The following is a 17,871-nucleotide window of genomic DNA, read 5'->3' on the forward strand; positions in this document are numbered from 1 at the left end:
CGTCCCGTTTCCCGGGGCGCCGGGCGGTCGGGCCCGGACGGCCGTGCCGAGCACGTGCGGCGAGGCCGGCGAGTCAGGCCCGGACCGCCGTGCCGAGTACGTGCGGCGAGGCCGGTGCCGGGAGTCCGGCCTCGGGGAAACGGAACCGGTCCAGCCCGGTGACGGTGAAGCCGGCGGCACCGATCGCCGCCACGGTGTCCCGGGCGGTGTGGCAGCCGGCGCAGAACAGCGGCCAGAGCGTCGCGTCGGCCACGCGTTGGGCCCGGCGCAGGCCCGGTGTCTGCGCCACCACGTGCTCGTAGAAGCGCAGCTCACCGCCGGGCCGGAGCACCCGGCGCGCCTCGGCCAGCGCCACCGCCTGGTCCGGCACCGAGCAGAGGACCAGGGAGAACACCACCGCGTCGGCGGCGCCGTCGGCGACCGGCAGCGCCTCGGCCAGGCCGGCGGCCACGGTCACCGGCACCCGGGCGGCGGGCGCGGCGGCGCGGGCCAGCGCGCGCAGGCGCGGCTCCGGCTCGACGGCGAGGACCCCGGTCACGGCCGGCGGGTAGTGCGGCAGGTTGCGTCCGTTGCCGGCGCCGACCTCGACCACCCGACCGCGCAGCCCGGCGACCAGCCGCCGCCGGTGCGCGGCGACGCCGGCCTCGTCCAGGGCGACGCTGGCCCGGGCGAAGAGCCGGGCGAAGATCGGGTGGGAGACGCCCATCAGCGACCGACCGGCGGAGCGCCGAGGCTGAGCAGGAGCGGGCCGGCCGGGCCGTCCACCAGGTCGCCGAGGCGCACCCCGTCGAGGACGGCGAGGAACGCGGCCTGGGCGCGGCGCAGCTCGCCGCGCAGTCGGCAGCCGGCGACCAGCGGGCAGGCCGGCTCGTGGCAGTTGACCACCTCGTCGTCGCCCTCGAAGGCCCGGACCACCTGGCCCACGGTCAGCTCGCCGGCGTGCTCGGCGAAGGCCACCCCGCCGGAGCGGCCCCGGATGGTCACCAGGACGCCGAGCCGCTGCAACCGTTGCACCACCTTGGCGACGTGGCTGCGGGGCAGCGCGAGCCGGGTGGCGAGTTCGTCCACCGTGGCGCGGACCGGGGACGCGGCGGTCAGCATGGCGATGCGCAGCGCCATGTCGGTCGACCGGTTGAGCCTCACGCCCCGACCCTAGCCAGTCGACGCCGTCCGCGACACGGGCAGATCGCCGCGCTGTCGGGGTGACCGGCGCCACGTCGGCCCCGGGACCTTCGACCCTAAAGCGGAATCTTGGATTCCTGTTTCGTGGTGATCGACCCGTTCGACGCCAGAAGGAGACTCAGTCGTGCTCTCGGAATCCTCCGCCGCCGTGGTGACGGCGACCCTGCCCGCCGTGCGGGCACACGGCGAGGCGATCACCGGCCGGTTCTACCAGCGGATGTTCGACGCCCACCCGGAGCTGCTCGACCTGTTCAACCGGGGCAACCAGGCGAACGGGCAGCAGAAGGCCGCCCTCGCCGCCGCCGTGGCCGCGTACGCCGGGCACCTGACCGGCGACGCCGGCGCGCCCTGGGGGCCGGTGCTGGACCGGATCGCGCACAAGCACGCCTCCCTCGGGATCACCGCCACCCAGTACCCGATCGTCGGCCGGCACCTGCTGGCCGCGGTCGGGGAGGTGCTCGGCGACGCCGTGACCCCGTCGGTCGCCGCCGCCTGGGACGAGGTCTACTGGCTGCTGGCGTGCGAGCTGATCGCCCGCGAGGCGCGCCTCTACGCCGGGGCCGGCGTGCCCGAGGGCGGCCCGGTCTGGCGGGACTGGCGGGTGACCGGCCGGGCCCGGGAGACCACCGACGTCGTCTCGTTCACCCTCGCGCCGGCCGACGGCGGCGTCGCGCCCGACTTCATCCCCGGCAGCTACGTCTCGGTGGCGGTCGACCTGGACGGTGGCCGGGGTCGGCAGATCCGCCAGTACAGCCTCTCCGGCCGGCCCGGCGCCGACCGGTGGCGGATCACCGTGAAGCGGGTACGCGGCACGGCCGGCACGCCTGACGGGCTGGTGTCCGGACACCTGCACGAGCGGGTGGCCGTCGGCGACACGCTCCGGTTGAGCCCGGCCTTCGGCGAGGTCGACGCCACCGGTGACGGCGGACCGCTGCTGCTGGTCAGCGCCGGCATCGGGCTCACCCCGGCGATGGCGGCGCTGGCCCGGTTGGCCGACCGCGACCCCTCCCGCGAGGTGACGGTGGCGCACGCGGACCGGACCCCCGCCGCGCACGCGTTGCGCCACGAGCTGCCCGCGCTCCAGGAACGGCTGCCGAATCTCACCGTCCAGCTCTGGTACGAGGACGCCGTCGGCGCGGACCTGCCCGGGCTCAAGGCGGAGGTGTCCCCCGGTCTGGTCGAGCCGGAGCGGATCCCGACCGTATCCGGGGTCTCGGCGCACCTGTGCGGGCCGATCCCGTTCATGAACGCGGTCCGCGCCGATCTGCTGCGGCGCGGAGTGCCGGCCGACCGGATCGCCTACGAGGTGTTCGGCCCGGGGATGCTGCCGGCCTGACCGACCCGGCGGGACGGGCCGCCACCGGCGCCGTCCCGCCGGCACCCCGAAACAGGACTCCACGGGCCCTTTTTCCAGCGAGAACGGCCGCCACGGCCGCGACCAGCGCATTCGTTGATCTCCACAGCGGAGATACGACGTTGCGGAGAAGTCGATGACCTTCAGGTTAGGGGCGGATCGCCGGGGTAGGGGTCCTCCCATGCGTGTCCTCGGCATCAATGCGATCTTCCACGACCCGGCCGCCGCCCTGGTCGTCGACGGCCGGGTGGTGGCCGCCGCCGAGGAGGAGCGGTTCAGCCGTCGCAAGCACGGCAAGCGACCCGTGCCCTTCTCCGCCTGGGAGCTGCCCGAGCTGGCCGCCGCCTGGTGCCTGGCCAGCGCGAACGTCGATGTGGACAGCCTGGACGCGGTCGCGTACTCGTTCGACCCCGGGCTCTGCCGCGACGCCGCCGACCTGGGCCTCGCCGACCCCTGGGACTGGCTGCGGGTCGACTACGCACGTCGCGCCCCGCAGTTCCTCGCCGCCGCGCTGCCCGGCCTCGACCCGGACAAGGTGCGCTTCGTGCCGCACCACGTGGCGCACGCCGCCTCCGCCGGGCTGGCCGCGCCGCCGGCCGGGGACGACACCGCGGTGCTCGTGCTCGACGGGCGGGGCGAGGTCGCCAGCCACCTGGCCGGCGTCTACCGGGACGGCCGGCTGACGCCGCTGCACTCCCAGCAGCTGCCCCACTCGCTCGGCCTGCTCTACGAGGACCTCACCCGGCACCTCGGCTTCCTGCACTCCAGCGACGAGTACAAGGTGATGGCGCTGGCCTCCTACGGCACACCGAAGCACCTGGACGCGCTGCGCGAGCCGGTCCGGGCCACCGACGACGGCGGCTTCCGGGTCGAGCCGGTCGACTGGGCGAGCCTGGCCAAGGCGGTCGCCCCCGGCACGGAGCCGGGCGAGGAGCACGCCGACCTGGCCGCGAGCGTCCAGCGGCGGCTGGAGGAGGTCGTCCTCGACCTGGCCCGTTGGCTCCACGACGCCTCCGGCGGCGCCGGCACGCTGGCCATGGCCGGCGGGGTGGCGTTGAACTGCGTCGCCAACGCCCGGATCGCGGCCGAGGGCCCGTACCGCGACGTCTGGGTGCAGCCGGCGGCCGGCGACGCGGGCACCGCGCTCGGCGCGGCCCTGCACGTCGCCGGCGAGCTGGGCGACCGGTCCGCCCCGATGACCGGGGCCGACCTCGGCCGGGGCTGGTCCGACGAGGAGTTGGAGGCGGAGCTGCGTCGGGCCGCGCTGCCGTACACCCGGCCGGTGTCGATCGCCGCCGAGGCGGCCCGGGTGCTCGCCGACAACGGCATCGTCGCCTGGTACCAGGGGCGCAGCGAGTACGGCCCGCGGGCGCTGGGGCACCGGTCGCTGCTCGCCCACCCCGGGGACCGGGACACCACCCGCCGGATGAACGACGTCAAGGGCCGCGAGCAGTTCCGCCCGATCGCGCCGATGGTGCGCGCGGAGCGCTTCGCGGACCTCTTCGAGGGGACCTACCCGAGCCCCTACATGCTCTTCGTGCACCGGGTGAAGCCGGCGTGGCGGGACCGGATCCCGGCGGTGACCCACGTCGACGGCACCGCCCGGGTGCAGACCGTGCACCCGGACACCGAGCCGCTGGTGGCCGAGCTGCTCGCCGAGTTCGAGCGGCGCACCGGCCTGCCGGTGGTGGTGAACACGTCCCTCAACACCGCCGGGCGCCCCATGGTGGACACCCCGCGCGAGGCCATGGAGCTGTTCGGTTCCGCGCCGGTGGACCTGCTCGCCCTGGGGCCGTTCGCGGTGCACCGCCGGGCGCTCGGCGGTGCCCGGTGATCAGCCTGGTGGTGCCGACGCTGGGCCGGCCCAGCCTGGCCACCCTGCTGGACGCGCTCGCCGCCCAGCTCGGCGGCGACGACGCACCGGCCGAGGTCGAACTGCTGGTGGTCGACGACCGGCGCGACGACACCGGCGAGCTGGCGGTGCCGGGAGCGCTGACCGCGTACGCGAAGGTGCTCACCGGACGCGGCGCGGGCCCGGCGGCGGCCCGCAACCTGGGCTGGCGGGCCGCCCGCGGCGAGTGGGTGGTCTTCCTCGACGACGACGTGGTGCCCGCGCCGGACTGGATCCGTCGGCTGCGCGCCGACCTGGCGGTGCCCGGCCGGGTCGGCGGTGTGCAGGGCGTGGTGCAGGTGCCGCTGCCGGCCCACCGGCGACCGACCGACTGGGAACGCGGCACCGCCGGGCTGGCCGAGGGTCGATGGATCACCGCCGACATGGCGTACCGCCGGGTCGCGCTCGCCGCCGTCGGCGGGTTCGACGAGCGGTTCCCGCGCGCCTACCGGGAGGACGCCGAGCTGGCCCACCGGGTCCGACGCGTCGGCTGGGAGCTGGTCCGGGGCCGACGGCGGGTGACCCACCCGGTCCGCCCGGAGAGCCGCTGGGTGAGCCTGCGCACCCAGCGGGGCAACGCCGACGACGCGCTGCTGCGCCGGCTCCACGGCCGTCGCTGGCGTGCCGAGTTGGATCTGCCGCCGGGTCGACGGCCCCGGCACGTGGCGGTCACCGCCGCCGGGGCGGTGGCGCTGGCCGCCGTCGCGGCCCGTGCCGTCACCCGACCGTCGTCCCGATCGCGGCGGGCGTCCGGCGTGCTCGGCGGGCTCGCCGCGCTCGGCTGGGCGGCCGGCACCGCCGAGTTCGCCCGGGCCCGGATCGCGCCCGGTCCGCGCACCCCGGACGAGGTCGCCACGATGGTCGCGACCAGCGCGCTGATCCCGCCGTTGGCGGTCGTCCACTGGGTACGCGGCTGGTGGCGCGCCCGCGCCCTGCCGGTCGGGGCCGAACGCTGATGTTTACCTCCTTGTCCCAGGGCAACTGTTCGCCCATGTCATCCACCGGTCCCTCGCTGTACGACGCGGTGCTGCTGGATCGGGACGGCACGCTGGTGGAGGACGTGCCGTACAACGGGGATCCGGAGAAGGTGCGGCCGGTGCCGGGGGCGCGGGAGGCGTTGGACCGGTTGCGGGCGGCCGGGTTGCGGTTGGCCGTGGTGACGAACCAGTCCGGGTTGGCGCGGGGGTGTTTCACCGCCGAGGACATGCGTCGGGTCCACGCCCGGGTCGAGGAGCTGCTCGGTCCGTTCGACCACTGGGCGATCTGCCCGCACGACGACGGAGACGGCTGCGCCTGCCGCAAGCCCGCGCCCGGGCTGGTGCACGAGGCGGCCGGCGCGCTCGGCACCGTCGCCACCCGCTGCGTGGTGGTCGGCGACATCGGACGGGACATGACGGCGGCGCTGGCCGCCGGCGCCGCCGGCGTGCTGGTGCCCACAGCGGTCACCCGGCCGGAGGAGGTGGCCGCCGCGCCGGCCGCCGCCGCGAGCCTGACCGGCGCGGTGGACGAGATTTTGCGCCGGATCCGGGCGGTGCGGGCGGCGACGCCCCGGACCACGCGGGCCGGCACGGTGCTCGTGGTCCGCAGCGACTCCGCCGGGGACGTGCTGGTCACCGGCCCCGGGATCCGCGCGGTCGCGGCCGGCGCGGACCGGGTGGTGCTCCTGTGCGGCCCCCGTGGCCGCGCCGCCGCCGAACTGCTGCCCGGCGTCGACGAGATCGTCGAATGGGCGCTGCCCTGGATCGACGGATCCCCCGAGCCGGTGGACCCGGAGGACATGCGGCGCCTCACCGCCGGGCTCGCCGCCGTCGGCGCCGACGACGCCGTCATCTTCACCAGCTTCCACCAGTCACCCCTGCCCCTGGCCCTGCTGCTGCGCCTCGCCGGCATCGCCCACATCAGCGCCATCAGCGACGACTACCCCGGCGCCCTGCTCGACGTCCGCCACCGCGTCCCCGCCGGCGTACCCGAACCCGAACGCGCCCTCTCCCTCGCCGCCGCCGCCGGCTACCCCCTGCCCTCCCACGACCAACCCGCACTGCGTCTGCGCACCGACCTGGACGCGCCGGTCCCGGACCGGCCGGCCGGCGACTACGTCGTGGTGCATCCGGGCGCGTCGGTGCCCGCCCGGGCCTGCCCGCCCCAGCACTGCGCGGAGATCGTGGCCGCGCTGGCCGCCGCCGGGCACCGGGTGCTGGTCACCGGCGGTCCCGACGAGCGGGAGCTGACCGCCCGGGTCGCCGCCGCCGGGGGTGTCGACCTCGGCGGGACGACCGGCCTGGCCGGGCTCGCCCGGCTGCTGGCGGACGCCCGCTGCGTGGTCGTCGGCAACACCGGACCGGCCCACCTCGCCGCCGCCGTCGGCACCCCGGTGGTCAGCCTCTTCGCCCCGACCGTCCCGTTCGGGCAGTGGGGGCCCTACCGGGTGCCCACGGTCCGCCTCGGCGACGCCGCCGCGCCCTGCCGCGACACCCGGGCCACCACCTGCCCGGTCCCCGGACACCCCTGCCTGGGCGGACTCGACCCGGCCCGGGTGGTCGCCGCCATCCGCACGCTGGCCCCCGGCTGACCCCGCCCGCACCACCACGACCACGACCGCAACCGCCCCGTCGCCGACGAGGAGAGAGATGAACGTTCTGCTGTGGCACGTGCACGGCTCGTGGACCACGTCGTTCGTCCACGGCAAACACCGCTACCTGGTACCCGTCACCCCCGACCGCGGCCCCTACGGACTCGGCCGCGCCCGCACCTACCCCTGGCCCGACAACGCCGTCGAGATCACCCCCGAGGACCTCGCCCACACCGACGTCGACCTGGTCATCCTGCAACGCCCCGAAGAACTCGACCTGGCCACCGAATGGCTGCGCCGCCGCCCCGGACGCGACCTGCCCGCGATCTACGTCGAACACAACACCCCCAAGGGCGACGTGCCCCACACCCGCCACCCCATGGCCGACCGCGACGACCTCCTGCTCACCCACGTCACCCACTTCAACGAACTCTTCTACGACAACGGCACCACCCGCACCACCGTCATCGAACACGGCGTCGTCCCCCCCACCACCGAATGGACCGGCGAACTCGACCGCCTCGCCGTGGTGATTAACGAGCCGGTACGCCGCTGGCGGATCACCGGCACCGACCTGATGCCGCGCTTCGCGGCGGTCGCGCCGCTGGACGTGTTCGGCATGGGTGTGGCCGGACTGCCCGAGGCGCTCGCCTCGGCCGGCGCGCCCGGCCTGCCGGTGAGCGGCCACGAGGACCTGCCGCAGCACGCCATGCACGCCGAACTGGCCCGGCGCCGCGCCTACCTGCACCTGTGCCGCTGGACCTCACTCGGGCTCAGCCTGATCGAGGCGATGACCATGGGCATGCCGGTGGTGGCCCTGGCCACCACCGAGGCGGTGGACGCCGTGCCGCCGGACGCCGGGGTGCTCTCCACCCGGGTGGAGACACTCGTCGACGCGGCGCGCTGGCTGACCGAGGACCGGGACGCCGCGCACCGGCTCGGTACGCGGGCCCGCGACGTGGCCAAGCAACGGTTCGGCCTGGACCGGTTCCTCGCCGACTGGGACCGGATCATGGAGGAGGAGACATGCGCATCGCGATGATTTCCGAGCACGCCAGCCCGCTCGCCGTCCTCGGCGAGGAGGACGCCGGTGGGCAGAACACCCACGTGGCGGAACTCGCGTCCGCGCTGGTCGACGCCGGCCACGACGTCCGCGTCTACACCCGCCGCGACTCCCCCGCGCTGCCCGAGGCGGTCCCCGCGCCGGACGGCTACCAGGTGTGGCACGTGCCGGCCGGCCCGGCCCGACGGGTGCCGAAGGACGACCTGCTGCCGCACATGGGCGAGTTCGGCAGTTGGCTGGCGGACACCTGGCGCCACGGCGGCTGGACCCCGGACGTGGCCCACGCGCACTTCTGGATGAGCGGGCTCGCCACCGTGCACGCCGGTCGCCGTACCGGGGTGCCGACCGTGCTGACGTACCACGCGCTCGGCAGCGTCAAGCGCCGCCACCAGGGCACCCGGGACACCAGTCCACCGGGGCGGGTCGGCTACGAGCGGGCGCTCGGCCGGGCCGTCGACCGGGTGGTCGTGCAGTGCGAGGACGAGGTCCGCGAACTGGTCCGGATGGGGGTGCCGAGGTCACGGATGGCGTTGGTCCCCTCCGGCGTCAACGAGGCGGTGTTCCGGCCCGACGGCCCGGTCGCGCCGCGCGACCCGGCCCGCCGCCGCATCCTCACCGTCGGCCGGATGGTCGAGCGCAAGGGCTTCCTCGACGTGGTCCGGGCGTTGCCCGCCGTCCCGGACGCCGAGTGCGTGGTGGTCGGCGGGCCGCCGGCCGACCTGCTCCCGGCGGACACGTTCGCCCGCCGGCTGTCCGCGCTGGCCGAGTCGTGCGGCGTGGCCGACCGGGTCCGGCTGCTCGGCGGCGTGCCGCGCGAGGAGATGGGCGCCTGGTACCGCTCGGCGGACGTGCTGGTCGCCGCCCCCTGGTACGAGCCGTTCGGGCTCACCCCGCTGGAGGCGATGGCCTGCGGCGTGCCGGTGATCGGCACCGACGTCGGCGGCATCGCCGACAGCGTGGTGGACGGGCTGACCGGTGACCTGGTGCCGCCGCGCGACCCGCGCGCGCTGGGCGCCGCGCTGCGCCGGCTGCTCGCCGACAACGTGCGCCGGTTCGCGTACGCCACCGCCGCGCTGGACCGCATCCGCAGCCGGTACTCGTGGAAGCGGTGCGCCGAGCAGCTCGGCGCGGTCTACGCCTCGGTGGCCGCCGCGACCCGTCCCGCGTCGGCGGTGGCCTGATGACCCCGCTCGACACGCTCGACGCGCACCTGTCCGGGCTGGCCGCGGCGCTGCTGCCGTACCGGCGGGAGGCGCAGCGGCTGGCGTCCTGGGGCAGCGAGCTGGCCTGGACGCTGGCCCGGGGCGGGCGGTTGCTGGTGGCCGGCAACGGCGGCAGCGCCGCCGAAGCCCAACACCTCACCGCCGAACTCGTCGGCAAACTCCGCCACGACCGCCAACCCCTGTCCGCCATCGCCCTGCACGCCGAAACCAGCGCCCTCACCGCCATCGGCAACGACTACGGATACGACGAAATCTTCGCCCGCCAGGTCCGCGCCCACGGCCGACCCGACGACCTCCTCCTGCTCCTGTCCACCAGCGGCACCAGCCCCAACCTCCTCACCGCCGCCCACGCCGCCCACGACACCGGCCTACGCTGCTGGGCCTTCACCGGCCCCGCCCCCAACCCCCTCGCCGACCTCTGCCACGACGCGCTGGCCGTGCCGTCGGACGACAGCCAGGTCGTGCAGGAGCTGCACCTGGTCTCCACGCACCTGCTCTGCGAGTACGTCGACCAGGCGTTGCCGCTGGTCCGGCAGCTGCCCCGCGCGCCCTGGCGGGAGCCGGCGCGCGCCGGCCGGTCACCGGAGGGCGGGCGGGACCGGGCCGGCCGGGACGGCCTGGTGCTGGCCTCGGTCGACGGTGTCGCGCCGCTCGGCGGCGGGCACGGGTCGAACGGGCACGGCGCGAACGGGCACCACCGCAACGGCGGCAGCACCGGCACCGGTTGGGTGGAGCCGTGAGCGGCCCGCTGGTGGTGGTCGGCGACGCGCTGCTGGACCGCGACGTCGACGGCACGGTCAGCCGGGTCTGCCCGGACGCCCCCGTGCCGGTGCTCGACGAACGCACCACCACCGACCGGCCCGGCGGCGCCGGCCTGGCCGCCCTGCTCGCCGCCGCCCAGGCCGGCGAGGTCGCGCTGGTCACCGCGCTCGCGGACGACGCCGGCGGCGCCCGCCTGGCCGAGCTGCTGGCCGGTGCCGGCGTCGACGTCTACCCGGTGCACCTGCCCGGCGCCACCGCCGAGAAGATCCGGCTCCGCTGCGGCGGGCAGACGCTGCTGCGGCTCGACCGGGGCGGCGATCCGCGGGCGCCCGGCGAGCCGTCGGAGGCGGTACGCGAACTGCTCGGCCGGGCGGGCGCGGTCCTGGTCAGCGACTACGGCCGAGGGCTGCTGCGGCAGCCGACGCTGCGCGCCGCCCTGGCCCGGGCGACCGCCCCGGTGGTCTGGGACCCGCATCCGCGCGGCGCCGCGGCGGTGCCGGGCACCCGGCTGACCACGCCGAACCTCGACGAGCTGCGCCGGCTCACCGGCGACGCGGGCGGAGGCTCGCCGCTCTCCACGGCCACCCGCGCCGGGCAGGAGCTGCGCCGCCGATGGCGGGTCGGCGCGGTCGCGGTGACGACCGGGCCGGACGGGGCGGTGCTCTGCCACGGGGGCGGGAGCCCGGTGGTGGTGCCACCGACGTCCGTGCCGGACCACGTCGAGGACACCTGCGGCGCCGGGGACCGGTTCGCGGCCACCGCCGCGCTGGCGCTCGGCGACGGCGCGTCGGTCACCGAGGCGGTCCGCGCGGCGGTCGAGGCGGCGTCGGCGTACGTGGCCGCCGGCGGTGCGGCCGGACTCGGCCGGGAACCGGCGCCGACGGCCCTGCCCGACGCCGCGCGCACCGCCGAGGACCTGGCCGGCACGGTACGCGCCGGCGGCGGCACCGTGGTCGCCACCGGCGGCTGCTTCGACATCCTGCACGCCGGACACCTGGCCACCCTGCGGGCGGCCCGCCGCCTCGGCGACTGCCTGATCGTCTGCCTCAACTCCGACCGCAGCGTCCGCGGACTCAAGGGCCCGGACCGTCCGGTCAACCCGGCCGAGGACCGGGCCCGGCTGCTGGCCGCGCTGGACTGCGTCGACGCGGTGGTGGTATTCGACGAGCCCACCCCGCACCAGGTGCTGGCCCGGCTGCGCCCGGACGTCTGGGTCAAGGGCGGCGACTACGACGCCGGGGAGCTGCCCGAGGCGGAGCTGGTCCGCCGCTGGGGCGGACGGGTGGTCACCGTCCCCTATCTGGCCGGCCGGTCCACCACCGGCACCATCTCCGCCGCGCGCCAGCGCGGCCTGCACCTCGTCAGGGGAGTCGTATGACCAGGCAGTGGAAGGACCGGACCGTCCTCGTCACGGGCGGGTCGAGCGGGCTCGGCGCGGCGGTGGTCGCCGCCGTGGCCAAGGCCGGCGGTCGACCGTACGTGCTGGACCGCCGGGCGCCGGCCGCCGGCGTGCCCTGGGTGGAGTGCGACCTGGCGGACACCCGCGCCGCCGAGGCGGCCACCCGGCAGATCGCCGAGCAGGCCGGCGGGCTCACCGGCGTGGTCACCGCCGCCGGCATGGACGTGCCCGGCCGGCTGGCCGACGTCGACGGTGTCACCTGGGACCGGATCGTGGCGATCAACCTGCTCGGCACCGCCGCGGTGGTCCGGGCCGCCCTGCCCGAGCTGGAGCGGACGCACGGCACGGTGGTGACCGTGGCCTCGACGCTCGGCGTGAAGGCGGTCGGCGACGCGACCGCGTACTGCGCGGCGAAGTTCGGGGTGGTGGGCTTCACCCGGTCGCTCGCCGCCGAGCTGGCCGGCCGGGTCGGGGTGACGCTGCTGATCCCGGGCGGCATGCGGACCGCCTTCTTCGACGACCGGGACGAGAAGTACAAGCCGGGCCCGGACGCGATCCTCAACGACCCGGCGGACACCGCCGAGGCGGTCATGTTCGCGCTGTCCCAGCCGCCCGGCTGCGCGGTGCGGGAGCTGGTGGTCTGCGCCGAGCAGGAGTCCTCGTACCCGTGATCCTCGTGCTGCGGGCGCTCGGCGTCGGTGACCTCGCCACCGGGGTGCCGGCGCTGCGCGCGCTGCGTGCCGCGTACCCCCGGGAGGAGCTGGCGCTGGTCGCGCCGCGCTGGCTGGCGCCGCTGGTCGACCTGGTCGGCGGCGTGGACCGGCAGGTCCACGCGGACGGGCTGGGCCACCTCGGGTGGTCCGGCCCGTCCCCGGAGCTGGCGGTGAACCTGCACGGGCGCGGCCCGCAGTCGCACCGGATGCTGGCCGCGCTCCGGCCCGGGCGGCTGCTGGCCTTCGCCAACCCCGAGGCCGGGACGGTCGACGGGCCGCCGTGGCGGGCCGACGAGCACGAGGTGGACCGCTGGTGCCGGATGCTGGCCTGGTACGGCGTGCCGGCCGACCGGTCGGACCTGGCGCTGCGCCGCCCCGACCCGGGCCCGCTGCCGGTCGGCGTCACCGTCGTGCACCCGGGCGCGAAGGCGGCGCGGCGGCGCTGGCCGGTGCCCCGCTTCGCCGGGGTGGCCCGGGAGCTGGCCGGGCGCGGGCACCGGGTGGTGGTCACCGGCGGCCCCGGCGAGCGGGACCTGGCCGCGGCGGTGGCCCGGGCGGCGGGGCTGCCGGCGGACGCCGTGCTGGCCGGCGCGACCGACGTGGGCGAGCTGGCCAGGCTGGTGGCGCACGCCCGGCTGGTGGTCTGCGGCGACACCGGTGTGGGGCACCTGGCCACCGCCTACGCCACCGCGTCGGTGCTGCTGTTCGGCCCGGTGCCGCCTGCGCAGTGGGGACCGCCGCCGGACCGGCCGTGGCACGACGCGCTCTGGGTCGGCCCGCACCCGCCCGCCGACGGTTCGGCGGTGCACCCGGCGTTGGCCGCGCTGGACGTGCCGGACGTGCTGGCCGCCGTGGGCCGGGTGGAGGCGGCCGCCGCCCGCCGCGCGGTGCCGGTCCAGGCGTCCGGCCCGCCACCCCTTGCTACCCGCCGGTAGCTTCGGCCCGTACGCTGGGCCGGTGAGCGGGGAGTACACGCAGGAGTACGTGGACGTCGACGGGGCGCGCCTCGGCGTGCAGATCTACCCGGAGCCGGCCGGGCCGCCCGGCGCGCCGGTGGTGCTGATCTGGCCGGCCATGGGTGTGCGGGCCCGCTACTACCGGCCGTTCGCCACCGCGCTGCGCGACGCCGGGCTCGCCGTGGTCGTGGCCGACCTGCGCGGCACCGGGGAGAGCACCCCCGCCCCCGCCCGCACCTGCCGGTACGGCTACGCCGACCTGGCCACCGACGTCGGCGCGGTGCTCGACGCGCTCAAGCCCCGACTGGACGGCCGCACCCGGCTGCTGCTCGGGCACTCGCTGGGCGGTCAGGTCGCCGTGCTGCACCAGGCGCTGCACGACGCCGACCGGGTGGACGGGCTGGCCCTGGTCGCGGTGGGCATCCCGTGGTGGCGCCGGTATCCGGGGCTGCGCGGCTGGGGCGTGCTGCCGTACACCCAGGGCATCGCGGCGGCGGCCCGACTGCTCGGCGTCTGGCCCGGCTGGGGGTTCGGCGGCCGGCAGGCGCGCGGCGTGATCCGGGACTGGGCGCACACCGCCCGCACCGGCCGGTTCCCGGCGCTGGACGGCGTCGACACGGAGGCCGCCGTGCGACGGATCCGCACCCCGGTGCTCGCGATCAGCGTCGACGACGACCAGTACACGCCGCACGAGACGCTGGACCACCTCTGCGGCAAGCTGGCCGCCGCGCCGGTGACCCGGCACCGCTACACGGTCGCCGAGGCCGGCGCGGCGCTGGACCACTTCACCTGGGTTCGTGCCGCCACGCCGCTGGCCGGCCGGGTCGCCGCCTTCGTCGACACGCTGCCGGCCCGCGATTCGCGGGCGTGAGCACGCCGAGGACGGGTATGCCGCACCGCCCGAACACGGCGGAGGGGGATCTGATGTCCGAACGGCACACCACGCTGCGCTCGATGCACGACCTGGGCCTGGCGGCCTGGTTCGGGGGCTCCCTGATGGGAGCGCTCGGCGTCAACGGCGCGGCGGCACGAATCGACGACTCGACCCAGCGGTTGCCGGTGGCCTCGGCCGGGTGGGCCCGCTGGACGCCGGTGAACGCGGCGGCGATCGGCGCGCACCTGGCCGGCGCGGTCGGCGAACTGGTCACCGAGAGCCCGCGGATGGCCCGACAGGCGGGGGTGGGAAAGGCCAGCGCGGTGAAGACCGGGCTGACCGTCGCCGCGCTGGCGGTGACCGGCTACAGCCGGCTGGTCGGCATGAAGCTGGAGAAGGCGGGCGGGCCGCCCGTCATGGGGACCACCGAGCCGCACCACCACACCCCGGCGAACGTCGCGGCCAACCAGCGGCAGATGAAGATGCTCCAGTGGGCGATCCCGGCGCTGACCGGCGCGCTGGTCGTGGTGACGGCGTACATGAGCGAGCAGCAGAAGCCGGGGCAGGTGTTCCGCGGCATGCTCAACCGGGCCGGCGGGATGCCGAAGAACCTCGGCAAGATGGCCGCCATGGGCGCGGCCGGGCGTTCCCTGGTCGGCGCGGCTCGCTGACCACCGCGCGGCCGGCGACCCACGTCGGGGCGGGCCGCCGGCCGCGCGGTGCGGGCCCCTACCCGACGTGTGCCGGACGACCGGCGCCGGGCGATCCAGGCAGGGTGAGGTGAGACCATGACGAACAGGGACGCCCCGGGCGAGGGGCGCGGGCCGGAGTCGGCCGCGCCGTGGGGCACCACCGACGGCTTCGACGCCGACCCGCCGTGGGGCGCGGGTGACCGCGACCCGATGGACGAGGGCAGTGAGGAGACCGCCGTACCCGAGGGCCGGCGCGGTGAGCGTCGCGCGGCCGGAGCCGGACCGGGCGGCCCGAAGGCGGGCCGGCACGGGTTCGGACCGGTCGAACCGACCCGGACGACCGAGGCGGGGCCGGGCGCGCCGCCCGATCCGGCCCCGTCGCGACGGACGTTCCCGGACGACCGGGCGGACGGCGACCTCGGCGACAACGCGCTGGAGGAGGCGACCGGGATGCGCCCGGAGACCCGCCCCTGAGCGTGACCGTCAGGAGCCGGTGCCGTCCTCACCCGGCCGGCCCGGCGCCGACGGCTCGTTGTCCGGCACCGGCGGGTCGGCCACCCGGTGCCCGGTGTCGTCCACCAGGTCCGGCGCCATGCTGCCGCCGTGCGCCTCCTCGGCCTCCCGGGTCGCCCGGGGGTCCCGGCCGGCCTCGTCGCGTCGTTCCTCCACGTGTCCCCCTCGCGTTCGTTCGTCGGCGACAGCGGCGGTACCCGGCGTCGGGGTGGGGAAACCTTCAGGCCCGCGCCGTGGCGGGGGCGACGTCGAGCAGGGCGGCGAGGCGGGCAGCGTCCCGTTGGGCCTGGTCGCCGCAGCAGTTGTTCATCAGCACGTGCAGCTCGGCGCTCTGGTCGGCCAGCTCGCGCAGCAGCACCGACCAGTGCCGCAGCTCCCGCTCGCCGTAGGCGTAACGGAACCGGTCCTGCTTGTCGCCGCTCTCCCAGGCGGTGCTGTGCCCGTGGAAGCGGATCACGGCCAGGTCGGTGGTGGCGACGAGGATCGGTGGCACCGAGGAGGCGTGCCCCTGCGGCATGTCCACACAGGCGTACCCGAGCCCGTTCTCGCGCAGGAACGTCACGGTGTCCACCACGGCGTCCTCGCTGAACCACGAGGAGTGTCGCAGCTCGACGGTGACCGGCCAGGGCCGGCACCGCCGCGCCGCGGCCAGGATCCGCCGCCGGGCCGCCTCGCCCCGGGCCAGCCAGGGCGGGAACTGCAACAGCACCGCGCCGAGCCGGTCTGCCGCCGCGAGCGGCGCCAGCGCCGCGTGGAACCGGTCCCACAGCTCGTCGTACGCCCCGGCGGGCAGGTCACGCCAGCGGACCCGGCTCGGCCCGCCGGCCGGCCGCAGGTCCCTGGGCAGCGCGTCGACCGGGGTGTGGTGGCCGGTGAAGAGCCGGAACGCCTTGACGTCGAAGGTGAACCCGGGTGGGGTGGCGGCGGCCCACGCCGCGGTCGTCTCCGGGGCCGGCACCGCGTAGTACGAGGTGTCCACCTCGACCAGACCGAAGTGCTCCGCGTACCAGCCCAGCCGGCCGGCCGGCGTGTTGACCCCGCGTGGGTACCAGCCGGAGCGGACCAGCATCTGGTCGGCCCACGAGGACGTGCCCACCTTGATGACACCCATGTCATTCAGTTCACCGCCACCCGGACGGATCGGCAACCGGAGGCTCCGGTGTGGAGCCTCGGAACTGTCGGTGCGGGGTCGTACGGTGACGTCGGGTCGTCGATCGGAAGGGCGGGCAGCATGGACGTCAGCGACGAGGTTCTCACCGGGGAGCGGGCGGATCTGCTCGCCGCCCTGCGCCGGCACCGCGGTTTCCTGCGGCAGACGGTGGCCGGGCTCGACGACGAGCAGGCGGCGCGCCGGAGCACGGTCAGCGCGCTGTGCCTCGGCGGGATCGTCAAGCACGTGGCGATCACGGAGCGGATGTGGGCCCGCTTCGCGGTGGGCGGGGCCGAGGCCATGAGCAGCGAGCCGGTCGACTGGGCCGGCCAGTTCCGGATGGATCCGACCGACACGCTGGCCGGGCTGCTCGCCGAGTTCGACCGGGTGGCCGCCGGGACCGACGCCCTGGTCGCCACGCTCGACCTGGACGCGGCGCACGCCCTGCCCGACCAGCCGTGGTTCGAGCGCGGCGCCGCGTGGACGGTGCGCCGGGTGCTGCTGCACCTGGTCGCCGAGATCGCCCAGCACGCGGGCCACGCCGACATCATCCGGGAGTCCATCGACGGGGCGAAGACGATGGGTTGACCGCCGACGTGACCCACCTCACCGTCGTGGCACGGGCGATCGTGTGACACCGGGCCAGGTGGCGGCGCTGAGGGTCACGAGATGGACGCACCCCGCCTGGACCAGGAAACCGTCGAGCGGCTGCTCGTCGGTTCCGCCGACGGGCCGCTGGCGCTGACCCGTCTGCTCGACGCCGTCCGGGTCCCGCCCGGCACCGGCGAGGTCAGCGGTGAGACCGCCGCGGTCGCCGCGTTCCGGGAGGCGCGGGCCGGCGCGGTCGTGGCGGCCCGACCAGCCGACCGGCAGCCGATCGGCGTACCGCGCGCGGCCCGGCCGACCGGCGGGTCCCGGCCGGGCGACCGGTGGCGGGCGGCCCCCCGGGGCGACACCGGGCGCCGGCCCGCACGACGGTTCGCCGGGTTGCTCGGCGGCAAGCTCGCGGTCGCCGCCGTGCTCGCGTCCCTCGGCGGCGGCGTGGCACTGGCCGCCGCCACCGGGAGCCTGCCCGGGCCCGCCGGCGACCGGACGCCGGCGGGCGACGCCTCCGGCGGCAGCCGGCCCGTCGCCGGACCGCTCCCGACGACGAGCCCGGGCGACCGGACCGGCGAGCCGACGCCCTCGGCGGCCGACCCGCTCGCGTCGGCCCGGCTCTGCACCGCCTACCACCGGCTGGCGGAGCCGGAGCGCGAGCGCGCCCTGGACACCCCGGCGTTCGCCGGCCTGGTCGCCGCCGCCGGCGGCCCCCGCCGGGTGCCCGGCTACTGCGCCGACCTGCTCCCCGGGGCGGCCGGTCCCGACGAATCCCGCCCGCCCGTCGGCCCCGGACCACCGGGTCCCGCGGGCTCCGGGCCCCCGGGACCGGACGGCTCGGGCCCGCCGCCGCAGCCGACCACCGCTGGCGGCTCCGGCCGCCCGCTCGGCCCGGCCGGCCCGCCGACCGGCCGACGCCCGGGCTGACGACCG

Annotated in this window: 19 protein-coding genes; 15 read left to right on the forward strand and 4 right to left on the reverse strand. The window is 76.8% G+C overall.

Annotated features, from left to right (window positions below; translation table 11 throughout):
* Positions 1-73: 73 nt before the first annotated feature.
* Together COO58_RS15795 and COO58_RS15800 are read right to left on the reverse strand one after the other, a co-directional pair.
* On the reverse strand, positions 74-706 hold the full coding sequence (locus tag COO58_RS15795) for a class I SAM-dependent methyltransferase (protein ID WP_098745515.1): 633 nt from the start codon (positions 704-706) through the stop codon (positions 74-76).
* Positions 706-1,143, reverse strand: coding sequence for an Rrf2 family transcriptional regulator (locus COO58_RS15800; protein ID WP_098745516.1), 438 nt, complete (start codon positions 1,141-1,143; stop codon positions 706-708). Before COO58_RS15800 ends, COO58_RS15795 begins: the two co-directional genes overlap by 1 nt.
* A 163-nt stretch (positions 1,144-1,306) precedes the next feature.
* Between COO58_RS15800 and COO58_RS15805 the strand changes: the two genes are divergently transcribed.
* The 13 genes from COO58_RS15805 to COO58_RS15865 all read left to right on the forward strand — a co-directional run bounded on the left by COO58_RS15805 (position 1,307) and on the right by COO58_RS15865 (position 15,152).
* Positions 1,307-2,518, forward strand: coding sequence for a globin domain-containing protein (locus COO58_RS15805; RefSeq protein WP_091578645.1), 1,212 nt, complete (start codon positions 1,307-1,309; stop codon positions 2,516-2,518).
* Between the two features lie 199 nt (positions 2,519-2,717).
* Positions 2,718-4,370, forward strand: a complete 1,653-nt coding sequence (locus tag COO58_RS15810) for a carbamoyltransferase C-terminal domain-containing protein (protein WP_098745518.1) — start codon at positions 2,718-2,720, stop codon at positions 4,368-4,370.
* A complete protein-coding gene (locus COO58_RS15815; RefSeq protein WP_098745519.1) occupies positions 4,367-5,383 on the forward strand; it encodes a glycosyltransferase family 2 protein in 1,017 nt (338 codons plus the stop codon). The genes COO58_RS15810 and COO58_RS15815 overlap by 4 nt, the downstream gene beginning before the upstream one ends.
* A 35-nt stretch (positions 5,384-5,418) precedes the next feature.
* Positions 5,419-6,996, forward strand: a complete 1,578-nt coding sequence (locus tag COO58_RS15820) for an HAD-IIIA family hydrolase (protein WP_255292639.1) — start codon at positions 5,419-5,421, stop codon at positions 6,994-6,996.
* A gap of 58 nt (positions 6,997-7,054) precedes the next feature.
* Entirely contained in the window at positions 7,055-8,038 is a 984-nt protein-coding gene (locus tag COO58_RS15825; RefSeq protein WP_098745522.1) for a glycosyltransferase, read from the forward strand.
* Positions 8,023-9,240, forward strand: coding sequence for a glycosyltransferase (locus COO58_RS15830; RefSeq protein ID WP_098745523.1), 1,218 nt, complete (start codon positions 8,023-8,025; stop codon positions 9,238-9,240). Before COO58_RS15825 ends, COO58_RS15830 begins: the two co-directional genes overlap by 16 nt.
* The gene (locus COO58_RS15835; protein WP_342672785.1) at positions 9,240-10,022 is read left to right on the forward strand and encodes an SIS domain-containing protein; all 783 of its coding nucleotides are present in this window, start codon (positions 9,240-9,242) and stop codon (positions 10,020-10,022) included. Before COO58_RS15830 ends, COO58_RS15835 begins: the two co-directional genes overlap by 1 nt.
* Entirely contained in the window at positions 10,019-11,422 is a 1,404-nt protein-coding gene (gene rfaE2 / locus COO58_RS15840) for a D-glycero-beta-D-manno-heptose 1-phosphate adenylyltransferase (protein ID WP_091578657.1), read from the forward strand. The genes COO58_RS15835 and rfaE2 overlap by 4 nt, the downstream gene beginning before the upstream one ends.
* Positions 11,419-12,114: an SDR family oxidoreductase gene (locus tag COO58_RS15845; RefSeq protein WP_091578660.1), complete on the forward strand. Its 696-nt coding sequence runs from the start codon at positions 11,419-11,421 to the stop codon at positions 12,112-12,114. Before rfaE2 ends, COO58_RS15845 begins: the two co-directional genes overlap by 4 nt.
* Entirely contained in the window at positions 12,111-13,091 is a 981-nt protein-coding gene (locus COO58_RS15850) for a glycosyltransferase family 9 protein (RefSeq protein ID WP_098745525.1), read from the forward strand. The genes COO58_RS15845 and COO58_RS15850 overlap by 4 nt, the downstream gene beginning before the upstream one ends.
* 22 nt (positions 13,092-13,113) lie before the next feature.
* Positions 13,114-13,983, forward strand: coding sequence for an alpha/beta fold hydrolase (locus tag COO58_RS15855; RefSeq protein WP_098745526.1), 870 nt, complete (start codon positions 13,114-13,116; stop codon positions 13,981-13,983).
* 53 nt (positions 13,984-14,036) lie between these two features.
* The gene (locus tag COO58_RS15860; RefSeq protein WP_091583812.1) at positions 14,037-14,657 is read left to right on the forward strand and encodes a hypothetical protein; all 621 of its coding nucleotides are present in this window, start codon (positions 14,037-14,039) and stop codon (positions 14,655-14,657) included.
* Between the two features lie 117 nt (positions 14,658-14,774).
* Entirely contained in the window at positions 14,775-15,152 is a 378-nt protein-coding gene (locus COO58_RS15865) for a hypothetical protein (protein ID WP_091578667.1), read from the forward strand.
* A gap of 9 nt (positions 15,153-15,161) precedes the next feature.
* Here COO58_RS15865 and COO58_RS15870 read toward each other — a convergent pair whose 3' ends face one another.
* Positions 15,162-15,347, reverse strand: a complete 186-nt coding sequence (locus tag COO58_RS15870; RefSeq protein WP_091578670.1) for a GTPase activator — start codon at positions 15,345-15,347, stop codon at positions 15,162-15,164.
* Between the two features lie 64 nt (positions 15,348-15,411).
* Positions 15,412-16,302: a DUF72 domain-containing protein gene (locus tag COO58_RS15875; RefSeq protein WP_091578673.1), complete on the reverse strand. Its 891-nt coding sequence runs from the start codon at positions 16,300-16,302 to the stop codon at positions 15,412-15,414.
* Between the two features lie 120 nt (positions 16,303-16,422).
* Here COO58_RS15875 and COO58_RS15880 point away from each other — a divergent pair, with 120 nt between their 5' ends.
* Both COO58_RS15880 and COO58_RS30230 read left to right on the forward strand, forming a co-directional pair.
* Positions 16,423-16,929 (forward strand): DinB family protein, encoded by a 507-nt coding sequence (locus COO58_RS15880; protein WP_091578675.1) that lies wholly within the window; start codon positions 16,423-16,425, stop codon positions 16,927-16,929.
* A gap of 81 nt (positions 16,930-17,010) precedes the next feature.
* Complete coding sequence (locus COO58_RS30230; protein ID WP_091578677.1) at positions 17,011-17,865, forward strand: hypothetical protein; 855 nt, start codon at positions 17,011-17,013, stop codon at positions 17,863-17,865.
* The last annotated feature ends 6 nt before the right edge of the window (positions 17,866-17,871 follow it).

The organism is Micromonospora sp. WMMA1996, assembly GCF_002573675.1.
Taxonomy (GTDB): Bacteria; Actinomycetota; Actinomycetes; order Mycobacteriales; family Micromonosporaceae; genus Micromonospora; species Micromonospora sediminicola.